The organism is Mesorhizobium sp. M8A.F.Ca.ET.207.01.1.1 (assembly GCF_004794715.1).
In the GTDB taxonomy this organism is placed as follows: domain Bacteria; phylum Pseudomonadota; class Alphaproteobacteria; order Rhizobiales; family Rhizobiaceae; genus Mesorhizobium.
In genome coordinates, this window is record NZ_SRUS01000014.1 from 71677 (window position 1) to 95118 (window position 23442).

A 23442-nucleotide genomic window follows, 5' to 3' on the forward strand; every position below is an offset into this window, starting at 1 on the left:
GCTGGCGGAGGCCGAATGGCATTTCGATTCGTACACACGGCCGATATTCATCTCGACTCGCCGCTTCGTTCGCTGGCGATGCGAAATCCCGATCTTGCCGGGCTGGTGGGCGACGCCAGCCGCCAGGCATTCGTTTCGATAGTGGATCTCTGCCTTGAGGAACGTGTGGCCGCGTTGGTCATTGCTGGCGACCTATACGATGGCGACCAGACTTCAATGAAGACAGCGCGGTTCTTGGGCGCGCAGATGACACGCCTGCACCAGGCCGGCATCATGGTTTTCAAGATCCGCGGTAATCATGACGCCCTGTCGCGGATTTCCAAACAGCTGGTATTTCCCGACACCGTTACCATCTTTGGTGGTCGTGCTCAGTCGGTATTGCAGACAGCCGGCGGTCTGGACGTCGTATTCCATGGTTTGAGCTTTGCGAACCCTAAGGCGCCGGACAGCCTGTTAACCAAATATCCGGCGGCTCGTGAAGGGGCCGTCAACATAGGCATCATGCATACCAGTCTGGCTGGATCGCCAGGTCACGACGTTTACGCGCCCTGCAGCATCGCTGACTTGCACGCCCACGGTTTCGACTATTGGGCCCTCGGCCACATCCATGCTCGCCAAGTCCATCCTGGCGCCAGTGCCGTGGTGATGCCGGGAATACCGCAGGGGAGGGATATCAACGAGGCCGGTGAGAAATCAGTCACCCTGGTGACGGTGCGCCACGACCGTTCGGTGGAGATCGAGGAACGGCTGACCAGCGTTGCGCAGTTCGAACGGGTGAGCGTCGACCTTACCGGAGCGGTGGAGTGGCCCGAGGCCGTCGCGCGTGTTCGCTTCGCACTCGAAGAGATGCGGGCAACCGTCCGATCGCGTCATGCTGTGGCTCGCATTGGCCTGACAGGAACGTCACCACTGATGTGGGCGCTGATCCGCGACAGGGACCTCCTTCTTGCCGAAGCCGAACAGGCTGCGGAACAGCTAGGCCATACGTGGGTGGAGAAGCTCGAGCTTGACCTCGCGCCGCCTCGGACGGAGACCGCCGAGGATATTGCTGATCCGATTTTCGAACTCGAGCAATCAATGCGTGCCGATGCCACCTCGGAGGCCTTCCGCGCTGAGGCGAGGGCGTTCGTCCAAAAGATGGTCGCCGACCTTCCGGCCGACGGGCGGGATTTTGCTGGGACGGACGAAGCCGGGCTGGAACAGTTCCTCGATCAGGTGCTTTCCAAGGGCGCGGACTTGGTGACTGCCCGCCTTAAGGCCGGTGGATCGTCATGAGGTTGCGGCGCCTTGACCTCATTCGTTATGGAAAGTTCACCGATCGTTCGATCGACTTCGGACCCAAACCGGAATCCGGACCTGATCTGCATATCGTGTTTGGCCTGAATGAGGCCGGCAAATCGACTGCGCTTTCGGCCTATCTAGACTTGCTGTTCGGCATCGAGGAACGGAGCCGCTACAACTTCCTGCACGAGTACAGTGCCATGCGCATCGGCGGGGTGCTGGAACTGGCCGGCTCCGAACACACGTTCACGCGTACGAAACAGCGCAGTAATTCGCTATTGAATGCGACGGGCCAACCGGTAAGCGAGGTGGCGATCACGGCGCATCTCGCCGGTCTGTCGCGCGACGCCTACACGACGATGTTCTCACTCGATGACGAGACGTTGGAAGCCGGCGGAAAATCTATCCTGGAGTCGCGGGGCGACCTCGGCAAGCTTCTGTTCACGGCCAGCGCCGGTCTTGGGAACGCAAGTGATACGTTGAACGCCCTCGATGCCGAAGCAGACGCTCTGTATCGGAAGCAGGCGCATGGAACCGAACTGGCGCTGTTGAAGAAGCGCCTTGTTGACGTAAAGTCGCGCAGGGATGCGATCGACACCCTTGCATCAACCTACGAGGGCCTGGAGGCCGAACGTCTCGATGCAGCGCAGCAGTACGGCCGAACCATCAGCGATCGGGCGGTGCTGGTGGCCAGGCTGGATACCTTTGCTCGTTACGTGCGTGCTGCGCCGATGCTGGCGGATATCCGGCGCAAGATTGCCCGGCTGGATCAGCTGCCGGACATCGCCTCCCCAGCCCGGACATCGACGGGAAGTGTCACCGAACTGATCGATGACGATGCCAGCCTCAGAACGCGGCTGTCCGCAAACATCGACGAGACCGAGCGCCTGGCGGAAAAAGTCACTGCGGTCGACGAGGACGAACCGATCCTGTCGATTTCCGAACGCATTCGCGGGCTGGCGGAGAGCAAGGTGCGCCATACCGCGGCTGGCTTTGACTTGCCCACTCGCAGGATGGAGCTGCAAATCCTCAACAACAGCGTGGCGAGCTGCCTTGCCGCCTTGGGCCGATCTTCCGAGGCGGATCCTGGCGCGATGCTTCTGCCTGCCGTCACCGTTGGCGTCGTTCGCGCCATGGTCGAGCAGAGGTCCGGGATTGCTACCGGGATGCGTGCCGCTCGCGACGAAGCCGCGGCGGCACTCGATGCGCTGCAGGTGGCAAGGCAGCGGGTCGGCGAGGAAAGGGCGGTGCCCGAACCTGCCAGGGCAAGGCTGGGCTCGGCTTTGTCGAAAGCGCGAGCAAGCGGACACCAGGCAGAGATTAGGACGGCTCGCGAGGCGGAAGATGCGGGAACAATCCGATGGAAGGCGGCGCTCGCGCGCTTGCGTCCATGGAACGGAGATGCCCTCGCTCTCGCCAACGTCGCGGTTCCGAGCGCCGGGCAGATTGCCGCCTGGAAGACAGTAGCGTCAGAACTGGCAAGGAACACCGCCGTACTTGCCGAACGCCTTGCTGAATACGAGGGCAACCATGCCATGCTCGCCGCACGATTGGATGCCCTTCGTGCCTCGGGCGACATTGTCGACGATGAAGCGGCTACCGCCATCCGCCGAGTTCGCGATGATGCGTGGGCAACGCACCGCGCAGCGCTGACCGGTGACACCGCTGACGACTTCGCCGTGGCATTGGCGCGCGATGACATTGCCAGCGCAGGCCGGCTGGCCGGCGCGGCGGATCTGGCTGAGATCCGGGCAACTACGCGCGAGCTGGCCGAGGCCGCGGCCAACCTGTCACGCAACGGCATCCAACGCACACAGCTCGGCAAGGATGTGGATACCCAATTGTTGGAAATCCGCGCGGCCGCCAGGGACCTGCTCGGAGACGCCGTGGAACCTTCGTCTGAGCGCCTGATCGAAAGGATCGAGGATCAGATCGAGGCGCGCAGCGATGCGCTCGCTGCCTGGGAGCAGATCGAACTTGCTCGCTTGAAGGCCGAGCGAGCCGCTGACGCCGGCGAGCAGATACGCTTGGAAATGAGAGCAGTGCTGGGAAGCGTCGGCATTGTATCAGAGTCCAACGACACCCTCGAAGCAATCATGGCCATCGCGGAGCCGTTTCTGGATCGGCAGCGCAAGGTGGACGCCGAGTATGCCGAGGCGCTCAGAATGGTGAGCTCCAAAGAAGAGGATCTAGCGGCACGACGGGTTGCAGTAGGTGTGGCGGAGCGTCGCGAGGAGGAATGGCTGGCCGGCATTACCGAAGCACTCAAGGGAACTTGGCTCGAAAGCGGGCTCTCCGCATCCGGCGTCGGCACTGTGCTCGATCAATTGGCCGAACTTTCAAGAAGCCTGCAGGAACGGGACGACCTGCAGCTGCGTATCGACAAGATGGAGGCCGACAGGGCCAATTTTCTGGTCGAGGTCATCGCCGTTGCGGTTGAAGCCGACGAGCCGACGAAGGATACCGACCCGGAGCAGTTGGCCATCCGCCTTGCCGAGCGCCTAGAGCGTGCCGAGCGGACACGTGAAACGAAGGCAAGCCTCGGCAACGACCTGAAGCGCCTCAAGGAGGCGCGCGACATCCTCGACACTGAGATTTTGGCACACGAACGCCGCAAGAACGAGGTGCTGGGCGTCTTTGGTGTCGCCACTCTGCCCGAGGTAGTCGAACGCGATGAGCTGTTGCGTGAGCGCGATGGCTTGCGCACCACCGTCGCCGAACTTGAGGAACGGATAGTGGCGGAGCTCGCGGTCGACGGATTCGAGCAGGCCCGCTCGATCCTGGACGCGATCGATTTCGACGGCCTCGCGGTCGAGAAGGCTGAGGGTGAGCAGCGGCTTCGCCTGTTCGATGAAACCATCCAGCAACAGCTGATCCGGCAGACGCGCGCGGCCGACAAGCTGGACGCCATCGGCGGTGATAGTGCGGTTGCACGCCTGGATGCTGAACGGCGCACAACCCTGCTGGAAATCGAGGAGAAGGCCGTTCGCTACATAGAGCTGAAGCTTGGCATCATGTCGGCTGGCAATGCTTTGCGGATCTACCGTGAGAGCCATCGCTCCGGCATGATGGCGCGCGCATCAGACGCGTTCAAGCTAATGACGCGTGGCCAGTATTCGGGGCTGACAACCCAGCCTGTAAGAGGTGGTGAGGTTCTCATTGCTGTGCAGGGTGACGGGCAATCCAAGGTCACCGAAGCGCTTTCAAAGGGTGCACGATTTCAGCTGTACCTTGCCCTAAGACTCGCCGGTTATTACGAGTTCGCGCAATTTCGGCCCTCGGTCCCATTCGTCGCCGACGACATCATGGAGACGTTCGACCATATTCGCTCGGAGGAGGTTTTCAGGCTGTTCGGAGCGATGGCAAACACAGGTCAGGTCATCTACCTGACGCACCATAAGCATCTATGTGAAATAGCTGAGGCTGTCGTACCGGGAACGAGGATCCATCAACTCGCACAGTAATTTTCTCCGGAATACGTGAACGAACCAGTGAAGGACGCCGAATTTGACGGCAAGTATGCGCCCAAAGTCAGACGTTCCGGCAAACTTCGCGTTCGTCCAAAAGCGGACATATCGCCCGAGCCATAGACGGCCCCGATGTGCCCATAATGGACGTCCTGCAAATTCATTGTCCTGCCGAATCTGGACTTCGAGAGCTGGCCCTAAACAGCAATTGTATCGCGCCTAGCCGTCCTATCGCCGGGGCGCCAATTGTAAACAACGGCGAACTATACCAATATCGTTACTGGCTTCTTCCGGTGCGACTCGGGAGAACGGGATGGGCAATGAACGCGAAGACGCAAACGGGAAAACACAGCGCCGCTGGCCAATACCTCGGCTATGCGCTTCAACCTGTACGCCTTTGCTTTCACCTGCTCAACGCGCCTAGCGGCGCCTTGGTCTCTCTTGAACATTTAGACGATGTGGCGGTTCACCTGGTCGGCGGCGAAGTCGTTCTTGAGCAAAGCAAGAGCGCACTGAAGCAAAATCCGATATCCGACTGGGCTGCGGACCTGTGGAAGTCTCTGGCCAACTGGCTCAGCTTCATGGCGGCGGGAGAGATCGACCCGGCGACCAGCCATTTCCGGCTATATGTCACACCGGTGAAGGCGGGTGCCTTCGCGATCGCGCTGAACGACGCGAAAACAGATGCCGACGTCGAGGCGCTGGTCGCTAACCTCGCCAAAGCCCACAGCAAGCTGAAAGCTGCACCGGCATGCGACGCCGACGTCCAAGCTTTCCTGAACGCTGATGCGGCTCATTGCGCCGCCTTGGTCAAGAATCTCGCCGTTATCAGCGTCGATGCAGATCCCGTCGATCCGATACGCGCGATCTTCAAGCCGACGGTCTCTCCGCTCATCATCGACCTAGTGTGCGAACGCGCGATCGGCGCTGCGAAGGAGGCGGCGGACAGGCTGATTAGAGCTGGCAAGCCCGCCATCTTGGACGTGGACGCGTTTCAGGCCGAGCAAAGAGCATTTGTTCAGAAGAACAACCTTCCAGGGCTGCTGTCGTCTTTCACCAAGCAACCGCCTGTCGAGGCCATCGAACAATTGATCGCCGACCGTCCCGCCTTCGTCCGCCAACTCGAGCTGATCGAGGTGGGAGACGAAGCGTGCGTCCGGGCTGTTAGCGATTACCTTAGGACGCTCGCCGACATCTCGATCTGGGGCGAAAGCGGGCTAATCTTTGAGAAGAACCTAAGTGACTGGGACGATGATCTTGTCGGTCGCTATGAGCACGTCAGTGCAGAGGTGCACGACATACAGGCCGGACACCCCGCAACGGTTCGTGGTAGAATAGTTTACAGGCGCTGCGCGCAGTTGCAGCCTCCACTCGATGGTCGAGTCGTCCCCGGTCATTTCGTCCACGGATCGTTCAACGCCCTTGCCCACGGCCTGCGCCTCGGCTGGCATCCCGACTACCAGACTCTTTTGGAGCCAGCGACTTGATTGAGGCTGGCCGATCGCACCTACCGCTCAGCGACCTCGCCCTTGTCCAGAATCCAGGACTTGGGGCTTTCGCATTGTGGCAATTTGGCCAAGGTTTCCAGGCTGAGGACGAACGTCCAGCGCCGTTCGCCTTGGCGTTTCTCGTGCTGCCAATCGTCCTGCATCGCGCAACGCTCGAAATCGTGACTTCGACAAACCGACCCTCTGGACTGGCGCTCTTCGCGGCCAAGCTCGGGAAGGAACGGGAACAACTCCTCGCCGTCCACGAGCGAGCGCTGCTGCTGCGTACTCTGACATTGCAATCGGCCGCTGTCGGTGTGAGCGGGCGGCTGCTGTCCGTGGATTACAAGGATGCTACTTTAAGAGCAAACGTACCAGAACCGAAACCGAGGAGGCTCGTCCTTCCAGAGCGCGTCAAGCACCTCGGACCTGCCTCGGAGAAATTGGGTTTCTGGTTTTCGAACCTGGGGACCGCGCAGGTGGCCAACCTGTTACGGGTGGAGTTCTAGATGTATTTCCAGCTTCGAAAACTGATCCTTTGGCCCCGCAATGGTGCAGCGCCGCGGGTCGTCAAGTTCGAGCCCGGTGTCGTCAACGTCATCAGCGGCGCGTCGAAGACCGGGAAGTCCGCCGTTATCCCTATTGTTGATTACTGTCTGGGCTCGGAGAAATGCGCGATTCCGGTGGGCGTAATCCGCGAGAACTGCAGCTGGTTCGGCATTCTGATCGAGACGCTGGAGGGCGAAAAGCTCTTGGCGCGACGCGAACCGGGGGACCAACAGAGCACAGGCGACATGGTGCTGCTGGAGGGCGCACAGGTCGAAATTCCGGAGACGATCACCGACAAGACCACCAATGTCGACACGGTCAAGCGCGCGATGAACCGCCTGGCAGGACTGACTGACCTCGACTTCGAACCAGGTACAGAGAATGGATTCAAGCAAAGGCCAAGCTTCCGCGACCTCATGGCCTTCACGTTCCAACCTCAGAACGTGATCGCCAATCCCGACGTGATGTTTTTCAAGGCCGATACGACGGAACACCGGGAGAAGCTAAAGACCATCTTCCCGTACGTTCTGGGCGCGGTCACGGCAAAGATTCTCCAGGCGCGGTTTGAGATCGATCGGCTCCAGCGCAACCTCCGCCGGAAGGAGGCTGAGCTACGCGCGATCGTGTCGGCAACTGGCGCTTGGCGGGCGGAGGCGGAGGCGTGGCTGCGTCAGGCAGTCGAACTTGGCCTAGTCGATTCCTCCACTGAAGTGCCGAAGGACTGGAGTGACGTTGTTGACCTGCTTCGGCGCGTGTCGAACAGCAACTCAAGTCTTGCTCGACCAAGCCTGGCCGGCATCGATGTGGTGCTGACGCGTCTGGAAACCCTTCGTGCGTCGGAAACTGAAATCGCCGCGCGACTTACCGAGCATCGTCAGCGCCTGAACGAACTGCGCCGTCTGGTGGAGAGCAGCGAGGCGTACGGCGACGCCATGCGCATCCAACGTGACCGCTTGGACCTTTCCACGTGGCTGAGGGACTTGGCCGACGAGTTCGCCGATCCGTTGGTCGCACTCGGGGACGGCGGCCGCGAGAAGGTCTTGGCCCTTTGCGACAACCTCGGCGGTCTGGAGATCCGACTGCGGACCCACCCTGCGATGTCTAACACGCTTGACAAGGAAATCCTGCGCCAGCGCGGCGCCGCTGAAGCGGTCCTATCTGAGTTGAACGATGTCCGTAGCGAGATAGCGGTGCTGGAACGGGACTCTGACGTCGCCCGAGACGAGGCCAATCGCTTCGATAGGCTTGAGCGCTTCCTCGGTCGATTGGAGCAGGCGTTGCACGTCTACGACCGCGCCGACCAGTCGTCGGATTTGCGGCAGGAACTCACCTCGCTGCAGGCCGATATTGCAACGCTGCAAAAGACGATCTCCGAGGCCGACATCCAGCGCAAGCTATTCAACGCGTTGAACCAAGTCTCCCATCATGCCAATCGGCTGATTCCGCAGCTTGACGCGGAGTGGCCCGAGGCCCCGATTAGGCTGTTGATTGAAGACCTGACCGTCAAGGTGACTAGGGGAACGCGTGAGGACTACCTGTGGGAGATTGGCAGCGGCGCCAATTGGCTCGCGTATCACGTCGCACTAATGCTTGCGCTGCAGCACTACTTCCTGGCCGAACCTCATCACCCAGTCCCTGGTCAGCTGATCTTCGACCAACCTAGCCAAGTCTATTTTCCTAAGCGGGCGGCGGGCGACGAGGGCCCCGACCTCATCGCGTGGAGGGATCAGGACGTGGTCGCCGTCAGGAAGGTCTTTGCGCTCCTAGGCGCTGAGGTCATGGCCGCGAAAGGTCGCCTCCAGATCATCGTGCTGGATCATGCAGATGAGGACGTCTGGGGCAAGCTTCCCGGAGTCAAGTTGATTGAGGAATGGCGTGGACAGGCCCTCGTGCCTCAGGCTTGGATTGCCGCCGCATCTTCCAACGGTGGATAATAATCTGCTGCCAGAGGAGAAGGCATGGCGAACGTGGACGAGATCAACCGTCTGACGGCCCTTGGCTTGAACGTCATCACAGCCATGGATGTCGCGGAAGGAAAACTAGACGAAGCCTTCGAGGTCGCCCGCGCTCAGGAGAAACGCAAGGTCGACATCTGGTGCAAAGGAAGAAAGAACATTCCGGTTGCACTGACTGCGATATGGGACTGCGATCCTGCAAACTTCTATCTCGCGTTCGACGGCGATGATCCCAGCGACCACGCTTCGACGGATTTCATTCTTATCGACGCTGATGTCACTGACGTTGGCGGTAGGCTTACCTACGCCGCCAGCAGGGACAAGGGTCCTTGGCATCAACGTTACAAGAGCAAGAGCTGTGGGATCGCCTACCGATGGCTGCATGGCCGCGGTGTCACACCGCCTTTGCTCGGCGAGTACCAAGGCCAAGTTCACATCGTAGGAGGCATGCACCGCTTCCATCTTGCCAAGCACTATGGGACGACGCGCATGCCATTCCTCGTCCGGAGGGCCGAACTAGCCGCAGTAATGGCGTTGATCCCCTCGGCGACCGACACCGCCAACTCGTAATGGCGGGGACTGCAGAAAAGAAGCGAATGAGTTGCGAACTTACCGGGATCACTCCCCGAAAGCTGACCGACGGCTTCCGGCCCCGTTGCGGCCATTCTTACTCCCGCACTTTGGCTTTTCCAGCGCTAAACCGGCCTTGGGCGATGAATGGAAACGGTCAGATGTTCCCGGTCTGTGCTCGAAAAGTCGCATAAAAGGGCAGACTGGTGTGACGTCCGGAATTATTGGGCCTTTCACGGGTTTACCGGTCCCGAATTATCGGTTGCTGGCGGGCGGGCTATGCGATTGAAAACAGGAGAGTTTTCTGGCTAAGGGTGGGGTTTCAGACTGAGTTTACCAATGCCCTTAATGACGATTAATTCTGGATTGGCATCAGGTGATTGGGTTTGCGCAGAATATAGCCGCCCTTATTGGTAAACCCGCTCACGGTCGACAACGGATTGGTCAACCTAGGACGACAGGATTGGTAAACCGGAGCCGCCCTATCGACGAAGGTCTAGCTTGGCGCATTCACTGTCGCCGGTAGGCAGATATTCGGGCGACAATCGGGACCAGCGTGCGACGCCGCCAAGCGTGAGACACGTCGGCTACGCCGCAAATCGAGACGGTTTGACCGGGCGCAATACCGCACCGATCTTCTAATCTCGGCTTAATTCCGGAGAGAGGCAGATAATTCCGGACGCCACACTGATTGGTAACCTAAGGCCACCCACCACGCGGATTGGTAGCCCACAGGAATAGGTTTGGTAACCCTTATCGAGTGAGGGCCGCTCGTACCTTTCGGCGGGTTCGTTTCAGTTCTAAGCCCGGCTTAATTCTGGACAACGACAGATAATTCTGGACGGCACAGTGGAACTCAACGCGTTGTAAGGATGGCATAGAGAAGCAGTAGCCCTCCAGTCTCGCTACGGGAAAAATTCTGGAAAATGGGTCTGCTTGGCTGGACGCAGAACGTTGTGATTATTCAGCCGGCATTTCTGAAGCTTCTCGAACACAAACAGCTTGCCTTCGCGCACGCTATCTTCGAGCGACTTCGCCTTCGCCAGATGCGCCGCAATCGCGCTGGCCAGCATGCAACCTGTTCCGCGCATCGATATAGCAAGGCGCGGCGTGTCGAAGTGGATGGGTTCATGATCGGAGCGTAACAGAATATCGGCCGATCGGGGACCCGACGCGTGCCCACCCTTGATCAGCAGGGCCTGAGGGCCGACGGCCTGCAGTCTTTGTCCTTGTTGGAGCGCACCGTCCTCATCCGAAGCCGGTTCGGAACCAGTAAGGAGCGCCAGTTCAGGAAGGTTGGGCGTGACAATGCAGCAAAGCGGCATCAAATCGCGCTTCATGGCAGCGATAGCGCCTGCTTCCAGAAGTGCGCGGCCTGAGGTGGAGGCCAGCACAGGGTCGAGTACTGCCGGCACTTGCGGAAATTTGCGCAGCACTGCGGCAACGGCAACAATGATCTTGGCAGTCGCCAGCATGCCGATCTTGATTGTGGCTACGTCGTTGGCCTGTAGCGCGGCACACATCTGATTGGCCACCATGCTGGGTGGCGAATGATGGATTTCGATCACGGCGTCGTGCGTTTGCACCGTTAGCGCTGTGACGGCGAGACAGGTGCGCACGCCAACGGCAGAGATCGTCTCGATGTCGCGTGCTATTCCAGCACCCCCGCTGGAATCTGATCCGCCAACGACAAGCACATGCGGTTCTCGTCTCATCGCCATCGGTCCGTCTTTTCGATCCATTCTCGCGTGCGCGCTTCGGCGTCGAAGCTCAACGTGATGTCCGTGACCACTGCGGCGCTGTTGGCGCCGGCCTCAAAGACGCCGTCGAGGCGGTCGGGGTTGAGGCCGCCGATGGCGACCAATGGGATCGGCGCCACCCGCCGCTTCCACTCGCTGATCCGCTCTAGCCCTTGCGGTGCCCACTTCATTTTCTTCAAAGTGGTGGGATAGATCGGACCGAGCGCGACATAGTCGGGCTCGGCAAACATGGCCGTTTCCAGCTCGACATGATCATGCGTGCTCAATCCGAGCCTGACGCCCGCTGCCCGTATCCTCGAGAGGTCGGCCGTTTGCAAATCCTCCTGGCCCAGATGCACGAAATCGCAGCCTTCCTCGATTGCCAGGCGCCAATAATCATTGATGATGAGCTGGCTTTTTTGTTGGACACACCAGGCCTTCGACTTGCGGATCTCCGCGCGCAGCCCGGTTTCATCCATGGTTTTGATGCGAAGCTGAATCAGCTTGACGCCGAGCGGCGCCAACCTTTCGATCCAGGCGGCGCTGTCGACGATCAGGTAGAAGGGATCGAGCTTCATGAAAAAACGGCCCTGCCGACCATCGGTGTCGATGGCACGGCGACGTCGCGCGGTTCGAGCATTCCCGAACTGAACGCCTCACGACCGGCGTCGACCGCCTTACCGAAAGCACGCGCCATGCCGACCGGATCTGCCGCCTTGGCGACCGCTGTGTTCAGGAGCACGGCGTCAAAGCCGAGTTCCATGACGGTGGCCGCGTGCGACGGCCGTCCGAGCCCCGCATCCACAATCAGCGGGACGCCAGGGAAATATCCGCGCATCGAGCGCAGCGCCGTCATGTTGACCGGTCCCAAGGCGGAACCGATCGGTGCGCACCACGGCATCAGGACCTTGCAGCCCGCTTCCAGCAGCCGCTCGGCGACAACGAGATCGTCGGTGGTATAGGGGAATACCGCAAAGCCGTCCTCGCACAGGATGCGGGCGGCTTCAACCAGACCGAACACATCCGGCTGTAGCGTGTCGTGATTGCCGATCACTTCGAGCTTGATCCAGTTGGTGCCGAAGACCTCGCGCGCCATTTTCGCGGTGGTGACGGCTTCCTTGACGGAGAGGCAGCCGGCGGTATTGGGCAGGGTTCTGGCGCCCAGCGAGCGGATCAACGACCAGAATTGTTCGCCGGCCCTACCGCCCGCCATCTCACGCCGCAACGAGACGGTCACCACCGACGTGCCCGATGCCTTGACTGCATCGGCAAGGATGGCCGGCGAAGGATACTGAGCCGTGCCGAGAAGCAGGCGCGACGAAAGCTCGGTTCCATAAAGCTCCAACATGCTAGCCGCCCTGCATGGGCGAGAGGATTTCGATCCGGTCGCCGTCGCTCAACTGGAACTCCGCGCGGTTGGCTTTGTGCACGAGGTCGCTGTTGACGGCGGTGGCGAGCCAATCGCCCTCATAGTCGAGCGCGGCAAGCAACTCGGCCAGCGTGGTGGCGGCAATCTCACGCGCCTCGCCGTTGACCATCAGTTTCATGAGCATGCTCCTTGGTTCTGTCTTGACTGAAAACCAGGTCGGCAGCCTGGCGCGCCATGGCGGGGGCGAGGAGAAAACCGTGACGATAAAGACCGTTGATCGCGATGATCTCACCGTCTGTTTCGACGCGTGGCAAATTGTCGGGAAATGCCGGACGGACACCCACACCGGTTTCAACGATCTCGGCCTCACCAAAGGCCGGATGGAGGGCATGGGCGGCGCCCAGCAGCTCCATCATGGAACGCGCCGTCACCGGTCCGGCGCTCTGGCTTTCAATCATCGTCGCTCCGATCATGAAACAGTGATCGGTGCGCGGCACGGCATAAAGCGGAAAGCGTGGATGAAGCAAACGGACCGGCCGCGACAGCGAGACATCAGGCGTGCGAAGGATCAGCATTTCGCCGCGAACACCGCGCAGCCTGTCATCGGCCGCTGCCATTCCCATGCAGTCTATCTGACGGGCGAATCCCGAAACAGGCCGGGCGTCGCAGCCGAAGTGGAATTTGACACCCATGGTCGCAAGCTTGTCATGAAGTGCCGCCATCGCCGGGCGTGGGTCGAGGTGAGCCTCGTCGGGGAAGAGCAATCCACGCCGGAAGCGGCCGGCGAGGTCGGGTTCCAGGAGCGCAATTTCGTTTTCATCGACGCGCCGATGCCCTGACGTGCGACTGGCGAACCGGTCAAGCTCACCGGCATCACGCGGCGCGGCCACGACCAATGTCCCGGCCCGTGTCACCTGACCCGACAGCACCGCATCCCACCAGTCGGCAGCATCGCGTCCGAGATCCAGCACCGGCTGCTCCGCGCTTTCGCGCTCGCACCATGGCGCCAGCATGCCGCCGGCGAACCACGACGCGTTGCCACCAAGGCCATGCCGCATCTCGGCGACGGTGACCGTCGCGCCGCGGGCGGCGAGTTCGAAAGCGACGGTGAGGCCGGCAACGCCGGCCCCTTTGACGAGCACCCTCATGATGGTTTGGGAGCCTCTGGCACGACCGGTACGCCAGTCTCGTCCGCCTGCATGTAGAGATCGCCGCCCTCCCGGTATTTTGCCGCCATTGCCGCCATGCCTTCCTTCTGGGCCTCGGCACGGATGTCGTGGGAAATGCGCATGGAGCAGAATTTCGGCCCGCACATCGAACAAAAATGTGCCAGCTTGTGCGCCTCCTTGGGCAAGGTCTGGTCGTGGAAGGACCGTGCGGTTTCGGGGTCGAGCGACAGGTTGAACTGGTCCTCCCAGCGGAACTCGAAGCGCGCGCGCGAAAGGGCATCATCCCTGGTTTTCGCTGCCGGATGGCCCTTCGCCAGATCGGCTGCATGGGCGGCTATCTTGTAGGTGATCACGCCAATCTTGACGTCGTTGCGGTCGGGAAGGCCGAGATGCTCTTTCGGCGTGACGTAGCAAAGCATTGCGGTGCCGAACCAGCCTATCATGGCGGCACCTATCCCTGAGGTGATGTGGTCATAGCCCGGCGCGATGTCGGTCGTCAGCGGCCCCAACGTGTAGAACGGCGCCTCACCGCACACTGCGAGCTGCTTGTCCATGTTCTGCTTGATCTTGTGCATGGGGACATGGCCCGGGCCTTCGATCATCACCTGGCAGTCCTTTGCCCAGGCAATCTTGGTGAGTTCTCCAAGTGTTTCCAGTTCGGCGAATTGCGCCGCGTCGTTCGCATCGGCGATTGAACCGGGACGAAGGCCGTCGCCGAGCGAGAAGGAGACGTCATAGGCTCTGGCGATGTCGCAGATCTCCTCGAAATGCTCGTAGAGGAAGCTCTCCCGGTGATGGTGCAGGCACCATTTGGCCATGATCGAGCCGCCGCGCGAGACGATGCCCGTGACCCGGTCGACGGTCAGCGGGATGTAGTGCAGCCGCACGCCGGCGTGGATGGTGAAATAGTCGACGCCTTGCTCGGCCTGCTCGATCAGCGTGTCGCGGTAGACCTCCCAGTTCAGATCCTCGGCGATGCCGTTGACCTTTTCCAGCGCCTGATAGAGCGGCACCGTACCGATCGGCACCGGCGCATTGCGCACGATCCAGTCGCGGATGTTGTGGATGTTGCGGCCGGTCGACAGGTCCATCACCGTGTCCGCGCCCCAGCGGATAGCCCAGACCATTTTTTCGACCTCTTCGGCCATCGACGATGTGACAGCCGAGTTACCGATGTTGGCGTTGATCTTGACCAGAAAATTGCGACCGATGATCATCGGCTCGCTCTCGGGATGATTGATGTTGGCGGGAATGATTGCGCGCCCGCGCGCCACCTCGTCGCGCACGAATTCGGGTGTGACGAAATCTGGGATCGCCGCGCCGAAGGCTTCGCCGTCGCGTTGCAGCTTGCCGCGCATCACCTCGCGGCCGAGATTCTCGCGGATGGCTACGAACTCCATTTCTGGCGTGATGATGCCGGCGCGCGCATAGGCAAGTTGGGTCACCGCCTTGCCCTGCTTGGCCTTGAGCGGCCGATTGCGTATCGGAAATTCCGGTGTCAGGCGCTCGCCGGTGGCGAATCCATTGTCTTCCGGCCGGACGTGGCGGCCGTCATAGGCTTCGACATCGCCACGCGCCGTGACCCATTCGTGGCGAAGCCGGGCAAGGCCTTTTTCGATGCTGGTTTCGACTGATGGATCGGTGTAGGGGCCGGACGGATCGTAGACGGTGACGGGCGGTTCGCCGGCCGTCGGATGGACGGAAATCTCGCGCATCGGCACCCTGATCTGCGGGTAGAGGACGCCGGGCTTGTGGATTTTCCGCGAGGCGGGCAGTGGTCCCGTCGATACGGCGGGGGTGAGGGCATTCATCGTGAGGCTCCTTTGCTCATGCATTGGAGACCCAGTTCTGTGCCGGAAGGATGAAAAGACGCTTCTGTAGACCTGCTGCAACAGGACCTCGGGCGTAAACTCCCGCAAAGCGCTTGCACCGTCCCTACGCCAGTATGAACTGGATCAGGTTCAACGGGTCACTGCGCCGCGAAAGCCAGCAGTATCTCAGCCCCTTGCCGGGACTCCCCTGGTGAATGCCTTAGGTTGAACGGGCTGACGCTATCTTGTCAAGCGCATTCGGGCGCCTTCGGCCGGTGGCGACGACCGGCGGCCAGCCGGGCGGAGAGCTCGCGCATGCATCGGGGACAAGTCACGCCCCGTAGACCGGGGCTGAATGGCCAAAGCCTCATTCGCTTCGTGAAGGATGGAGAAACTGTATTGGCCATGTGCGCGTATCGACCAAGTAGCTCAGGCGGTCACGGATGTGGTTATTCTGGTCGAAGGTGACGAACGGCCTTGGGGGTCACCTCCTTTAGGATTCAGAGGTTGGAAGACGGCTTCTCGCGATCACGGCCATCAGGAAATACCTGTCTTCGGCTCAACCTCGACATGGCGTCCGATCGACCGCAGATATACAGCTATCTCGTTCATGAGATGATCGCGTTCGCCGTAGATTTCAGCAATCCTACGCAGCTGTGGCTCGACGGCCCTCCGTTGCGCTGGCGTGAAATCAGCATCGCCAAAGACGTATCCCAAGTTGCCAATCGCGCAAATTTTGCAGCCGGCGTCCACAACTGCTTGTACGAATGCCGGAATGTCTTTTTCTTGCATGGTCTTCATGTCGAACCTCTCGTGAATGGCGTGCTTGCGCCCCAATCTGCCTTTTCAGCGTGTCCTCTGGGCGGCGCAAGCCCTGAGCGTGACTGTGCACGGGCAACCTCGACTATCCCATCTGCCACGCTCTTTAGAATCGGTGGGGTCTGGTGATCGCAGGCTGGGCCACTCAAAAGCCTGCAAGAAGAAAGTCATGGCGACCATTGCTCAAGATCGCAAGGGTGCGTGCAAGACCTTCCGTTGGCAGTCATGCACGCTCGCTCAGAGATAGTCCGGCCGCGGAAATTCTCCCTTATTCGTAAGAAAGCTCATTGAGCAACTGGGCATTGAGCAACTGGGTCTCACGTCACGGGTCTCGTGTGCTTCACAGCCGAAAAATAGCCGCCGTGGCAATTCTCGAAAAGTGCAGGCTACCTCGTTAAGGACACTGCGGATGATCGTTCGCGCTTGGCAAAAGCGAACGGATTAGTCTATGGCTCTCGGCAGGGGGGCGAGTTATGCGGCGGGTGCGAATCCTTCAAGTAGGCGATATTCACTATCCGGACTGGCATCCTTCCTCTAGCAACATCGATGCCAAGGATAGCAAGTTCGCTCCGAAAATAACGCAGAAGCTACGCGCGTCTTCGCTGCGTGCCGTCTTGACGAAACTTCGGCGGCTGACGACTTCGAAGCCCTTGGATACGATCGCCTTCATGGGGGATTTCACGAGCCGTGGCGACAAGACCTTCATTGCTTCGGCATTCCAGCATTTCACGTTGCTCTGCCGCGCACAGGGACGCAGTTCAAAGGCGCTTCCGTTGATATTCGTACCGGGAAATCACGATGTGAACCGTGATGACGCGCGCGAACTTGGACCGACTGAGAAATTCAGCGAAATGGCGAGTTTAGCCGCCCGCTTGGGTTGGCAGACCGTTCCCGTGGACCAACCCGTGCACTTCAGACTTCCGACAGGATCCGCAGGCGCAAACTTCATCCTCGTCAACACAGCGATAGGCAGTTGGGAGCTTCAAAACCTTCCCGCGTTCCTTCGTGATCGTCTCGAGGCACTCAGTCCTTCTACAGAGCCTGTAGATCTCGGCTCGCCGGACATCTCGGGACATTCGCCCGCGACACCTCCCAGCGATCCAGACAAGGAGGCGTCCGACGACGAGTATTACGGTCAGATGGACACGCCATACATCTCGCGTGAGATGCTTGCAGGCCTACAGGAATTGCTCCAGCAGCCCGACATGCGTTACGGCATCATGATCGGCCATCACAATCTGCTGCCACAAAAGACTCCGCGCATTACGCCATACGCGGAGATGCTCAACAGCGGATTTGTCAGAACTCAGCTGCTGCAGGGCAACAAGCCTATCGTCTACCTGCATGGACACATACATGCTGATCCGGTCGAGATCGTCAACGATCCAAGGTTTCCGGACGGCAAATTGATCTGCATCTCAGCACCAGAGATACAGTCAGGTTTCAATGAGCTCGTCTTCTTCACGACCGATCAGGGAGAGCTCGTCGGCATCCGACTTATACCCTACCGCACCAATGTCGCCGACGGGACGGTCATGGAAGGCGAACATTGCTTTATTTCGACCATGTCCAACGGCAAGGCCTTTCTGAACAACGACACGTTTGACCTGCTGCGCCGACTGCGCGACCATGCCACCAGGCGCGGGAATGGGTTACTCTTCTGGGACGAGATCACTGAGATTGCTGCCTCCGCCGAGCTCGGGCTAGATCTGGAAGACTCTCTTCTGATGCTCCAAGCGGCGCGCTTCATCGAGATAGACGGCCTCACCAAGGCAAACTCGGCTTGGCGCATTAAGGTAAGGGACGAATAGCGATGGAGAATCCGTTCGGCCCCAACAGGATCGAGTACGAAAGCCGCCCGATACTGTGGTTCAGTCAGAAGTCGGCGTTGATTTCTGCCGCCGCCAAGCCGGTCTTCGTCGCAGGGACGAGAGGCAGCGGCAAGACCAGCATTCTTCGCTCGCTTTCCACAGTCCATATTCTTGAAGACAAAAGTCTCGCGGACCAAGTCGGCAAGCTCGCTTGGTATGGCGTCTTCTTCCAGCTCAATGAGACATTCTCGCCCCTAATCGACAACGCCGTTCTGAACCTCATTCCGGAGCGGATACGCTTCGACACGGCCGCCGTGATCCCGCGGCAATTCGTAATCTTCTCTCACTATCTGGAGCTGAAGATAGTCGAACGCCTGCTCGAGAGCATCGGCCAGCTCAGACGCGACGGCCACTTGAAATACCGGGCCTCCGAAGATAGGGACGTCGCCCTGGCACTGCATCGCGAAGTGCTGCACTTCATACCCCAACCTGCCCGTCTCGACTTCTTCAGCATCGATGAGCTGCGGGGTGGGATAACCCGGTACGTCGACGAATGCTTCAACGCGTTCTTCTTTGCCGCCGATGCCGGAGCGACCGGCTTCAGAGCAACAGACCCTGGCGCGATCATTAACAAGGTCGCGACCGCGATCACTCCACTTTTAAATGGCCCATCTTTCGCCGGTGACAGGGCGCCCTTCTTCAAGATACTGATTGACGACTGTGAAGCACTGACACCGCTCCAACAGCAGTTCCTGAACACCTTGGTGAGAAAGACGCGCGGCAACGTGAAATGGGTCCTCGCCTACATCGGCGGCCTCTACGACACGATCCGGACGATCATACCCGGCCAGTCGCTCTCGAATGCTGACCGGGACGTCGAGAATCTTGATTCAGTCGATCCGAGGGAGTTCGCCACGCTGTGCGAGAACGTGTCGTCGCTTCGGCTGTACTATGCGCTTCCTGACCATCTGCGGAGTGATCTCGAGCGCAACGATGCGCTCAGCGCGTTTTCGCTCAAAAACCGGCTGGGGCGGCTTTCCGTCAATGACATCATCGAGCGGGTTATCATATCGGGTCATTCCGAGGGCAGAGAAGAGCTTGTGGCACTTGCTGATGCAGCACGTGAATTCCTCTCCGTGAATTTGAGGACGGCGGATCAGCAGCAATTCCTTCTTGATCGAAAAGCGCGCCCTTATGCCGAAGGGCTGGCGCTCGCGCTCATGAACCCGGAAATTAAGCGCCGGCCCATGAGCAAGGCGGATGCTTCAAATCTGAAGAGGTCGATCGCCCGGAAACAGGGATGGGCTTTTCTGAAAGCGTGCCAGATGCTGCGTCTGCATGACTACCCGTACGTAGGGCACCAGATCATCACATCATTGAGCGACGTCTGTATACGCGATTTCCTTGATATAATGGGAGAGATCTTCCGCCGCAGTGTTCCGAGTTCCAGTGATCCACGAAAACTGGTGGAATTCATCAACTCGGATTTACAGATTCATCTCGAACAGCAGAGACAGGCTGTGAACGCCGCCTCTCAACGGAAGCTTGATGGACTTCAGGCGCTTTCACATCCGTACGAAGAAGAGAGCGTGCGCATGGTGCGGGCGTTGGGTTACCTGACCGCTCGCCTCCAGACAGAGTTTGCCGAAGAAAATGCTCTAGGAACGACAGAGAGAGGCATTTTCAGGGTTGATCTAAAGGAAATGCGCTCGCTGGTGAACCGACTGGAGCAACCCAGCGGAAAACTGGACGAGGTCCTGCGTCGGGCGGAAAGGGATGGGTTTATCCGGGAGGTCTCCGCCGCCGGCAACTTTGAGGTGGACCGCGCCGACCCCGCATCGAAGGAGATGATGATCAGATTGCATCGGCGATTTGCACCTTACTTCGGGTTCTCCTATCGCGGCCCGTACGAAATCAACACAATCCCTGCGGCGCGGATGGTCGACCTGCTTTTTACCAGGCATCGGCTCCCAGAAGACTGGGCCGACTCGGTGTTTAAGGAGCTCGTCGCGCGGCCCGCACTCAAGACCGAATTCCAGCACTCGCTTTTCGAGAGCGATCTCGAATGACCGCTTCAACTGTCGAGTATCGAGTCTTCGGCCATCTGGCCGTCACCGAGAAGGCGAGAGATGCAGGTACCTGCGAAACGATGGAGGCAGATATCGCGATCGTCGCGCTTGGATGGGAAACGCGTTTCGCCGCGTTCGAAAACCATCTTGACCTGAAGGTCGGCAAGATCGTGGTTCTGGACTTTGCTCTGAAGGAAGCGAACGTCCCAGCCGTCGAAGAAAACCGGCGAAAGCTCATCGCTATGGGTACCCGATGGGGCGTCGAAGTGACTGTGATCACCCTCGAGCCTTCCATCGAGTATCAGAAGAACATCAATCTCCTCGATCACCTGCTCACTCAGATGGCCGCTTCATGTGGCTCATACGAAGGAAGCCTGCGGAAGGTTTTCGTCGAGTGCTCGACGATGCCGCGAATCTACATCCAATGGCTGATTGCGGTGGCATTCAAGAAAATGTCGATTCAGTCTCTCGAATTCGGGTACGCCGAAGGTATCTACGGGAACGCGATCGGCAAAGAGGATTTTTCCAGCGGCTTGGACCGATACGTCACCGTCCCTCATCTTCAAGGCAGCGGAGGAATGGGCGAAGAGAAAGTCCTGCTCGTGGGGATCGGAGGAGATGCCGACGTATTCTACGGATTGATCGATATCGTCAGTCCGGAACGGATCTCGCTCCTCGTCCCAAGAAGCGACAAGAATGCGCATATCGATGCTTTGCTCGATCAACAGGTGGCCAAGGTACGTGAAACCCACCGGCTCGAAGATGGCGAAGTTCGCGACATCCAGGCTTTCGGGCTGATGGCCCACCTCGATGCTTTCGAGACGTATCTCGACGGGTTCGGCTCGCGTGCGGTGGTGAACGTTTTTGTCAGCGGCCCGAAGGTTCAGGCCATCGCTGCTGCCGTGCTCGCCTGCTCCGACAGCCGCGTCCATCTCAAGGCACGAATTCCCACCTCCTATGCCCATCGTGAAGTCTCAGCGAATGGGCGGTATCATATCTATAGGCTGATTGACCTGACATCCCCTGCCTGCAGCCTTCCCGGGACGTTCTGACACTATCTTGCATTCGAGTAGCATCATGGTCCCAGTAGCCGTTCCGCCAAGCCTTCAGCGCATGTTCGTGTCGCCCGATCCGGTCGATGGGGGGCTAATTCCCACTTGGAAGCTGCTCTACATCAGATCAGGGGGGAATGCAGACTGGCAGAATTCCGTCTAATTAGCGACTAGCTAAAACATATACTCAGGCGAGACTGTTCAGCATAGAAATAGTGAGCACTCTCCAATATGTTAGGCTCTGTCGCAGTAGCGCAACAAGCTCAGTCTTTGGATGGGTGGTATGAGGATGAGACGACTGAATGTGTACAGGCTCAGTCTTTTTATCGAGGCTCTCGTTTTTGTCGTAAGCGCGTTCGGTGCGACGTGGCTTACCAGCTTTGTGAACGCGCCATGGTGGACATATGTGATTATAGCGGCCATCGCTATGGGCATGTTCGTCGCCGTGCGTGGGGTCCTTTCTGAGCCGCAACGTATGGGACTCTTGGCACACAACTCGGCAGCGACCTCTGCGTGAACCCAGACGCCTTGAAAATGTGCCCGATGCGTCCGGATTTTTGGCGGTGATCTTCATCAAATGCGATGAGCTGCAATTTCTGGCGACGGCCACGCTAAGGGCGGGCCTCCAGCACCATGTTGAACGGTGTCTCCGCGGCGCGACGCAATCGCTTGAAGCCGCCGCCGGTCACAACCTTGCGCAGCCTCGCCTCACCGGCCTGGGCTCCAAGCGCGAGCCCGACTTCCTGCGACACGGATGCGGGCGTGCACACGAAAGTGGAAGCGGCATAGTAAACGCGGCCGACGGGATTGAGGTTCGCCGCCAGATGATCATGCGCGAACGGCTCGACGATCATCCACGTGCCGTCCGGCTTGAGCGATCCGTGGACATGGGTGGCGGCGCCCGTCGGGTCGCCCATGTCGTGAAGGCAATCGAAGAATGTGACGAGGTCATAGGTTCCGGGATAGCTCTTGGCGGCCGCCACGTCGAACCGCGTGTTAACGCGGACGCCGGCTACCTCGGCCGCCTTGCGGGCGCGCTCAATCGAAGGGGCATGATAGTCGAAGCCGACGAAGCGCGAATTGGGGAAGGCCTGTGCCATGAGCACGGTCGATGCACCATGACCGCATCCAACATCCGCGACGTCCACGCCGCGTTCGAGCTTCTCGACGACGCCCTCCAAGGCCGGCAGCCAGGAGTCGATCAGATTGGCATTGTAGCCTGGACGGAAGAACCGTTCCGTACCGCGAAACAGACACGCGCTATGATCGTGCCACCCGACGCCCTTGCCGGACTGGAATGCCTGCCTCACCTTTTCTTCATCGAGCCACAGCGCGGACAGGAACTCGAATGCGCCTGCCATGAAGGCCGGGCTGTCTTCATCAGCGAACACCAGCTCTTGCTCGGCGTTGAGATAGAATTTGTCGCTCGCTTCATCGTAGTCGACGTAACCCGCCGCCGCCTGCCCGGAAAGCCATTCCCTTACGAGGCGTTCCTGGGTGCCGGTGCGTGTCGAAAGTTCGGCGGCCGTCATCTTGCCGCCTTCGCGCAATGCCTTGAACAGGCCGAGTCTGTCCCCCAGCAGGACTCCCGCGCCCGTTGCGATCGCACCGAGATCGCCGACCATTTTCCCCAAGAATGCGTCCAACTTTTCCTGATTCGCTTCAGACATCTGAATCTCCCTTTGGGTTCAATCTCTCCCAGCGACGGAGCCGTGCTCGTCATGAGGCGCCTTGAGCATCAGATGCTCGAAGACATGCAGATATCCCCGGCGGCTCATTCCGCGCTGCCGATCCTGCACCAGACCATATGGGTGACGACCGGCGCGGTGGTCGGGAATGACAGCCACCTCCATGCCGTTGAAAAGCAGGAAATCCGTCACTTTGCCCTCGTCGGTAACCGGCGGAGCCGGAGTGGTCGTCACCAGGGCAAGCCCTGTTGCAGCAGGTATCCTTGGGCAGCCTGTCAGAACATCGATGACTCCGGTTGTGGTGCCGGGGTGGGCGATCAGGGGCCAAGTGATTGTTCCGCGGCGGCTGTATGTTGTGGTAAGGTGATCATGCGAACTCTTGTTGGTCGGTCACGTGTTTTGCGGATGACCCGCATGTACTGTGCCAAATGAGAAAACCATTCAAACGCAATCCAGTAGATCTGACTGTATCCGACATTGTCGGAATTTGGACATCGCCGAACGCGAAGCGCTCGGGGCTTGTGACGATACTTGAGCGTGCTGCTTCGGAGGAGGGATGAGCCTCGAACCGGCCGCGAGGCCTTTTTCTGGCAACGGATATTCCGG

General features: G+C 59.6%; 17 protein-coding genes, 1 pseudogene and 1 riboswitch. Of the genes and pseudogenes, 9 read left to right on the forward strand and 9 right to left on the reverse strand.

The features are described 5' to 3' along the window. Nucleotides 1-15: 15 nt before the first annotated feature. The 6 genes from EN850_RS30275 (at nucleotide 16) to EN850_RS30300 (ending at nucleotide 9309) form a co-directional block, all read left to right on the forward strand. Nucleotides 16-1275 carry a DNA repair exonuclease gene (locus EN850_RS30275; RefSeq protein ID WP_063169423.1) on the forward strand — a complete coding sequence of 420 codons (1260 nt, stop codon included), beginning with the start codon at nucleotides 16-18 and terminating at the stop codon, nucleotides 1273-1275. Next, entirely contained in the window at nucleotides 1272-4745 is a 3474-nt protein-coding gene (locus tag EN850_RS30280) for an AAA family ATPase (RefSeq protein ID WP_127873389.1), read from the forward strand. The genes EN850_RS30275 and EN850_RS30280 overlap by 4 nt, the downstream gene beginning before the upstream one ends. Nucleotides 4746-5068: 323 nt before the next feature. After that, complete coding sequence (locus tag EN850_RS30285; RefSeq protein WP_063169421.1) at nucleotides 5069-6235, forward strand: ABC-three component system protein; 1167 nt, start codon at nucleotides 5069-5071, stop codon at nucleotides 6233-6235. Then, nucleotides 6232-6744, forward strand: coding sequence for a three component ABC system middle component (locus tag EN850_RS30290; RefSeq protein WP_063169420.1), 513 nt, complete (start codon nucleotides 6232-6234; stop codon nucleotides 6742-6744). Before EN850_RS30285 ends, EN850_RS30290 begins: the two co-directional genes overlap by 4 nt. Then, on the forward strand, nucleotides 6745-8718 hold the full coding sequence (locus EN850_RS30295; protein ID WP_127873390.1) for a DUF3732 domain-containing protein: 1974 nt from the start codon (nucleotides 6745-6747) through the stop codon (nucleotides 8716-8718). Between the two features lie 24 nt (nucleotides 8719-8742). Next, the gene (locus tag EN850_RS30300) at nucleotides 8743-9309 is read left to right on the forward strand and encodes a hypothetical protein (protein ID WP_063169418.1); all 567 of its coding nucleotides are present in this window, start codon (nucleotides 8743-8745) and stop codon (nucleotides 9307-9309) included. Nucleotides 9310-10214: 905 nt separating this feature from the next. Here the strand turns inward: EN850_RS30300 and EN850_RS30305 are convergent. The 7 genes from EN850_RS30305 to EN850_RS30340 all read right to left on the reverse strand — a co-directional run bounded on the left by EN850_RS30305 (nucleotide 10215) and on the right by EN850_RS30340 (nucleotide 16198). After that, the gene (locus EN850_RS30305; protein WP_127808891.1) at nucleotides 10215-11030 is read right to left on the reverse strand and encodes a hydroxymethylpyrimidine/phosphomethylpyrimidine kinase; all 816 of its coding nucleotides are present in this window, start codon (nucleotides 11028-11030) and stop codon (nucleotides 10215-10217) included. Further along, nucleotides 11021-11626, reverse strand: coding sequence for a thiamine phosphate synthase (locus EN850_RS30310; protein WP_127873391.1), 606 nt, complete (start codon nucleotides 11624-11626; stop codon nucleotides 11021-11023). Before EN850_RS30310 ends, EN850_RS30305 begins: the two co-directional genes overlap by 10 nt. Then, nucleotides 11623-12396 (reverse strand): thiazole synthase, encoded by a 774-nt coding sequence (locus EN850_RS30315; RefSeq protein ID WP_024504259.1) that lies wholly within the window; start codon nucleotides 12394-12396, stop codon nucleotides 11623-11625. Before EN850_RS30315 ends, EN850_RS30310 begins: the two co-directional genes overlap by 4 nt. Nucleotide 12397: 1 nt before the next feature. Beyond that, the gene (gene thiS, locus EN850_RS30320) at nucleotides 12398-12595 is read right to left on the reverse strand and encodes a sulfur carrier protein ThiS (RefSeq protein WP_024504260.1); all 198 of its coding nucleotides are present in this window, start codon (nucleotides 12593-12595) and stop codon (nucleotides 12398-12400) included. Then, complete coding sequence (gene thiO, locus EN850_RS30325) at nucleotides 12564-13565, reverse strand: glycine oxidase ThiO (protein WP_127873395.1); 1002 nt, start codon at nucleotides 13563-13565, stop codon at nucleotides 12564-12566. Before thiO ends, thiS begins: the two co-directional genes overlap by 32 nt. Next, nucleotides 13562-15397: a phosphomethylpyrimidine synthase ThiC gene (thiC, locus tag EN850_RS30330; RefSeq protein WP_063169414.1), complete on the reverse strand. Its 1836-nt coding sequence runs from the start codon at nucleotides 15395-15397 to the stop codon at nucleotides 13562-13564. The genes thiO and thiC overlap by 4 nt, the downstream gene beginning before the upstream one ends. Nucleotides 15398-15500: 103 nt before the next feature. Continuing rightward, a riboswitch (TPP riboswitch) is annotated at nucleotides 15501-15617 on the reverse strand. Nucleotides 15618-15934: 317 nt separating this feature from the next. After that, complete coding sequence (locus EN850_RS30340; RefSeq protein ID WP_082826710.1) at nucleotides 15935-16198, reverse strand: hypothetical protein; 264 nt, start codon at nucleotides 16196-16198, stop codon at nucleotides 15935-15937. A 491-nt stretch (nucleotides 16199-16689) separates the two neighbouring features. Between EN850_RS30340 and EN850_RS30345 the strand changes: the two genes are divergently transcribed. From EN850_RS30345 to EN850_RS30355, 3 genes are read left to right on the forward strand one after another with little or no spacing between them, the layout of a single operon-like run. Continuing rightward, entirely contained in the window at nucleotides 16690-18027 is a 1338-nt protein-coding gene (locus EN850_RS30345) for a metallophosphoesterase (RefSeq protein ID WP_127873392.1), read from the forward strand. 2 nt (nucleotides 18028-18029) lie between these two features. Next, nucleotides 18030-20096 carry a hypothetical protein gene (locus tag EN850_RS30350; protein WP_127873393.1) on the forward strand — a complete coding sequence of 689 codons (2067 nt, stop codon included), beginning with the start codon at nucleotides 18030-18032 and terminating at the stop codon, nucleotides 20094-20096. After that, nucleotides 20093-21148 carry a hypothetical protein gene (locus EN850_RS30355; RefSeq protein ID WP_063169411.1) on the forward strand — a complete coding sequence of 352 codons (1056 nt, stop codon included), beginning with the start codon at nucleotides 20093-20095 and terminating at the stop codon, nucleotides 21146-21148. The genes EN850_RS30350 and EN850_RS30355 overlap by 4 nt, the downstream gene beginning before the upstream one ends. 611 nt (nucleotides 21149-21759) lie before the next feature. On the opposite strand, the gene EN850_RS30360 is transcribed toward EN850_RS30355, so the two are convergent. Continuing rightward, on the reverse strand, nucleotides 21760-22818 hold the full coding sequence (locus tag EN850_RS30360; RefSeq protein WP_127873394.1) for a class I SAM-dependent methyltransferase: 1059 nt from the start codon (nucleotides 22816-22818) through the stop codon (nucleotides 21760-21762). Between the two features lie 57 nt (nucleotides 22819-22875). After that, nucleotides 22876-23097: pseudogene (locus tag EN850_RS30365) on the reverse strand (insulinase family protein); the annotation flags it as partial. Nucleotides 23098-23442 lie beyond the last annotated feature (345 nt).

Coding starts and splice junctions, on each gene's coding strand:
- EN850_RS30300 (WP_063169418.1), top strand. CDS start 8,743: ATGGCGAACGTGGACGAGATCAACCGTCTGACGGCCCTTGGCTTGAAC.
- EN850_RS30340 (WP_082826710.1), bottom strand. CDS start 16,198: ATGAAGACCATGCAAGAAAAAGACATTCCGGCATTCGTACAAGCAGTT.
- EN850_RS30315 (WP_024504259.1), bottom strand. CDS start 12,396: ATGTTGGAGCTTTATGGAACCGAGCTTTCGTCGCGCCTGCTTCTCGGC.
- EN850_RS30345 (WP_127873392.1), top strand. CDS start 16,690: ATGCGGCGGGTGCGAATCCTTCAAGTAGGCGATATTCACTATCCGGAC.
- thiS (WP_024504260.1), bottom strand. CDS start 12,595: ATGAAACTGATGGTCAACGGCGAGGCGCGTGAGATTGCCGCCACCACG.
- EN850_RS30285 (WP_063169421.1), top strand. CDS start 5,069: ATGAACGCGAAGACGCAAACGGGAAAACACAGCGCCGCTGGCCAATAC.
- EN850_RS30275 (WP_063169423.1), top strand. CDS start 16: ATGGCATTTCGATTCGTACACACGGCCGATATTCATCTCGACTCGCCG.
- thiO (WP_127873395.1), bottom strand. CDS start 13,565: ATGAGGGTGCTCGTCAAAGGGGCCGGCGTTGCCGGCCTCACCGTCGCT.
- EN850_RS30360 (WP_127873394.1), bottom strand. CDS start 22,818: ATGTCTGAAGCGAATCAGGAAAAGTTGGACGCATTCTTGGGGAAAATG.
- EN850_RS30280 (WP_127873389.1), top strand. CDS start 1,272: ATGAGGTTGCGGCGCCTTGACCTCATTCGTTATGGAAAGTTCACCGAT.
- EN850_RS30355 (WP_063169411.1), top strand. CDS start 20,093: ATGACCGCTTCAACTGTCGAGTATCGAGTCTTCGGCCATCTGGCCGTC.
- EN850_RS30295 (WP_127873390.1), top strand. CDS start 6,745: ATGTATTTCCAGCTTCGAAAACTGATCCTTTGGCCCCGCAATGGTGCA.
- thiC (WP_063169414.1), bottom strand. CDS start 15,397: ATGAATGCCCTCACCCCCGCCGTATCGACGGGACCACTGCCCGCCTCG.
- EN850_RS30350 (WP_127873393.1), top strand. CDS start 18,030: ATGGAGAATCCGTTCGGCCCCAACAGGATCGAGTACGAAAGCCGCCCG.
- EN850_RS30310 (WP_127873391.1), bottom strand. CDS start 11,626: ATGAAGCTCGATCCCTTCTACCTGATCGTCGACAGCGCCGCCTGGATC.
- EN850_RS30305 (WP_127808891.1), bottom strand. CDS start 11,030: ATGGCGATGAGACGAGAACCGCATGTGCTTGTCGTTGGCGGATCAGAT.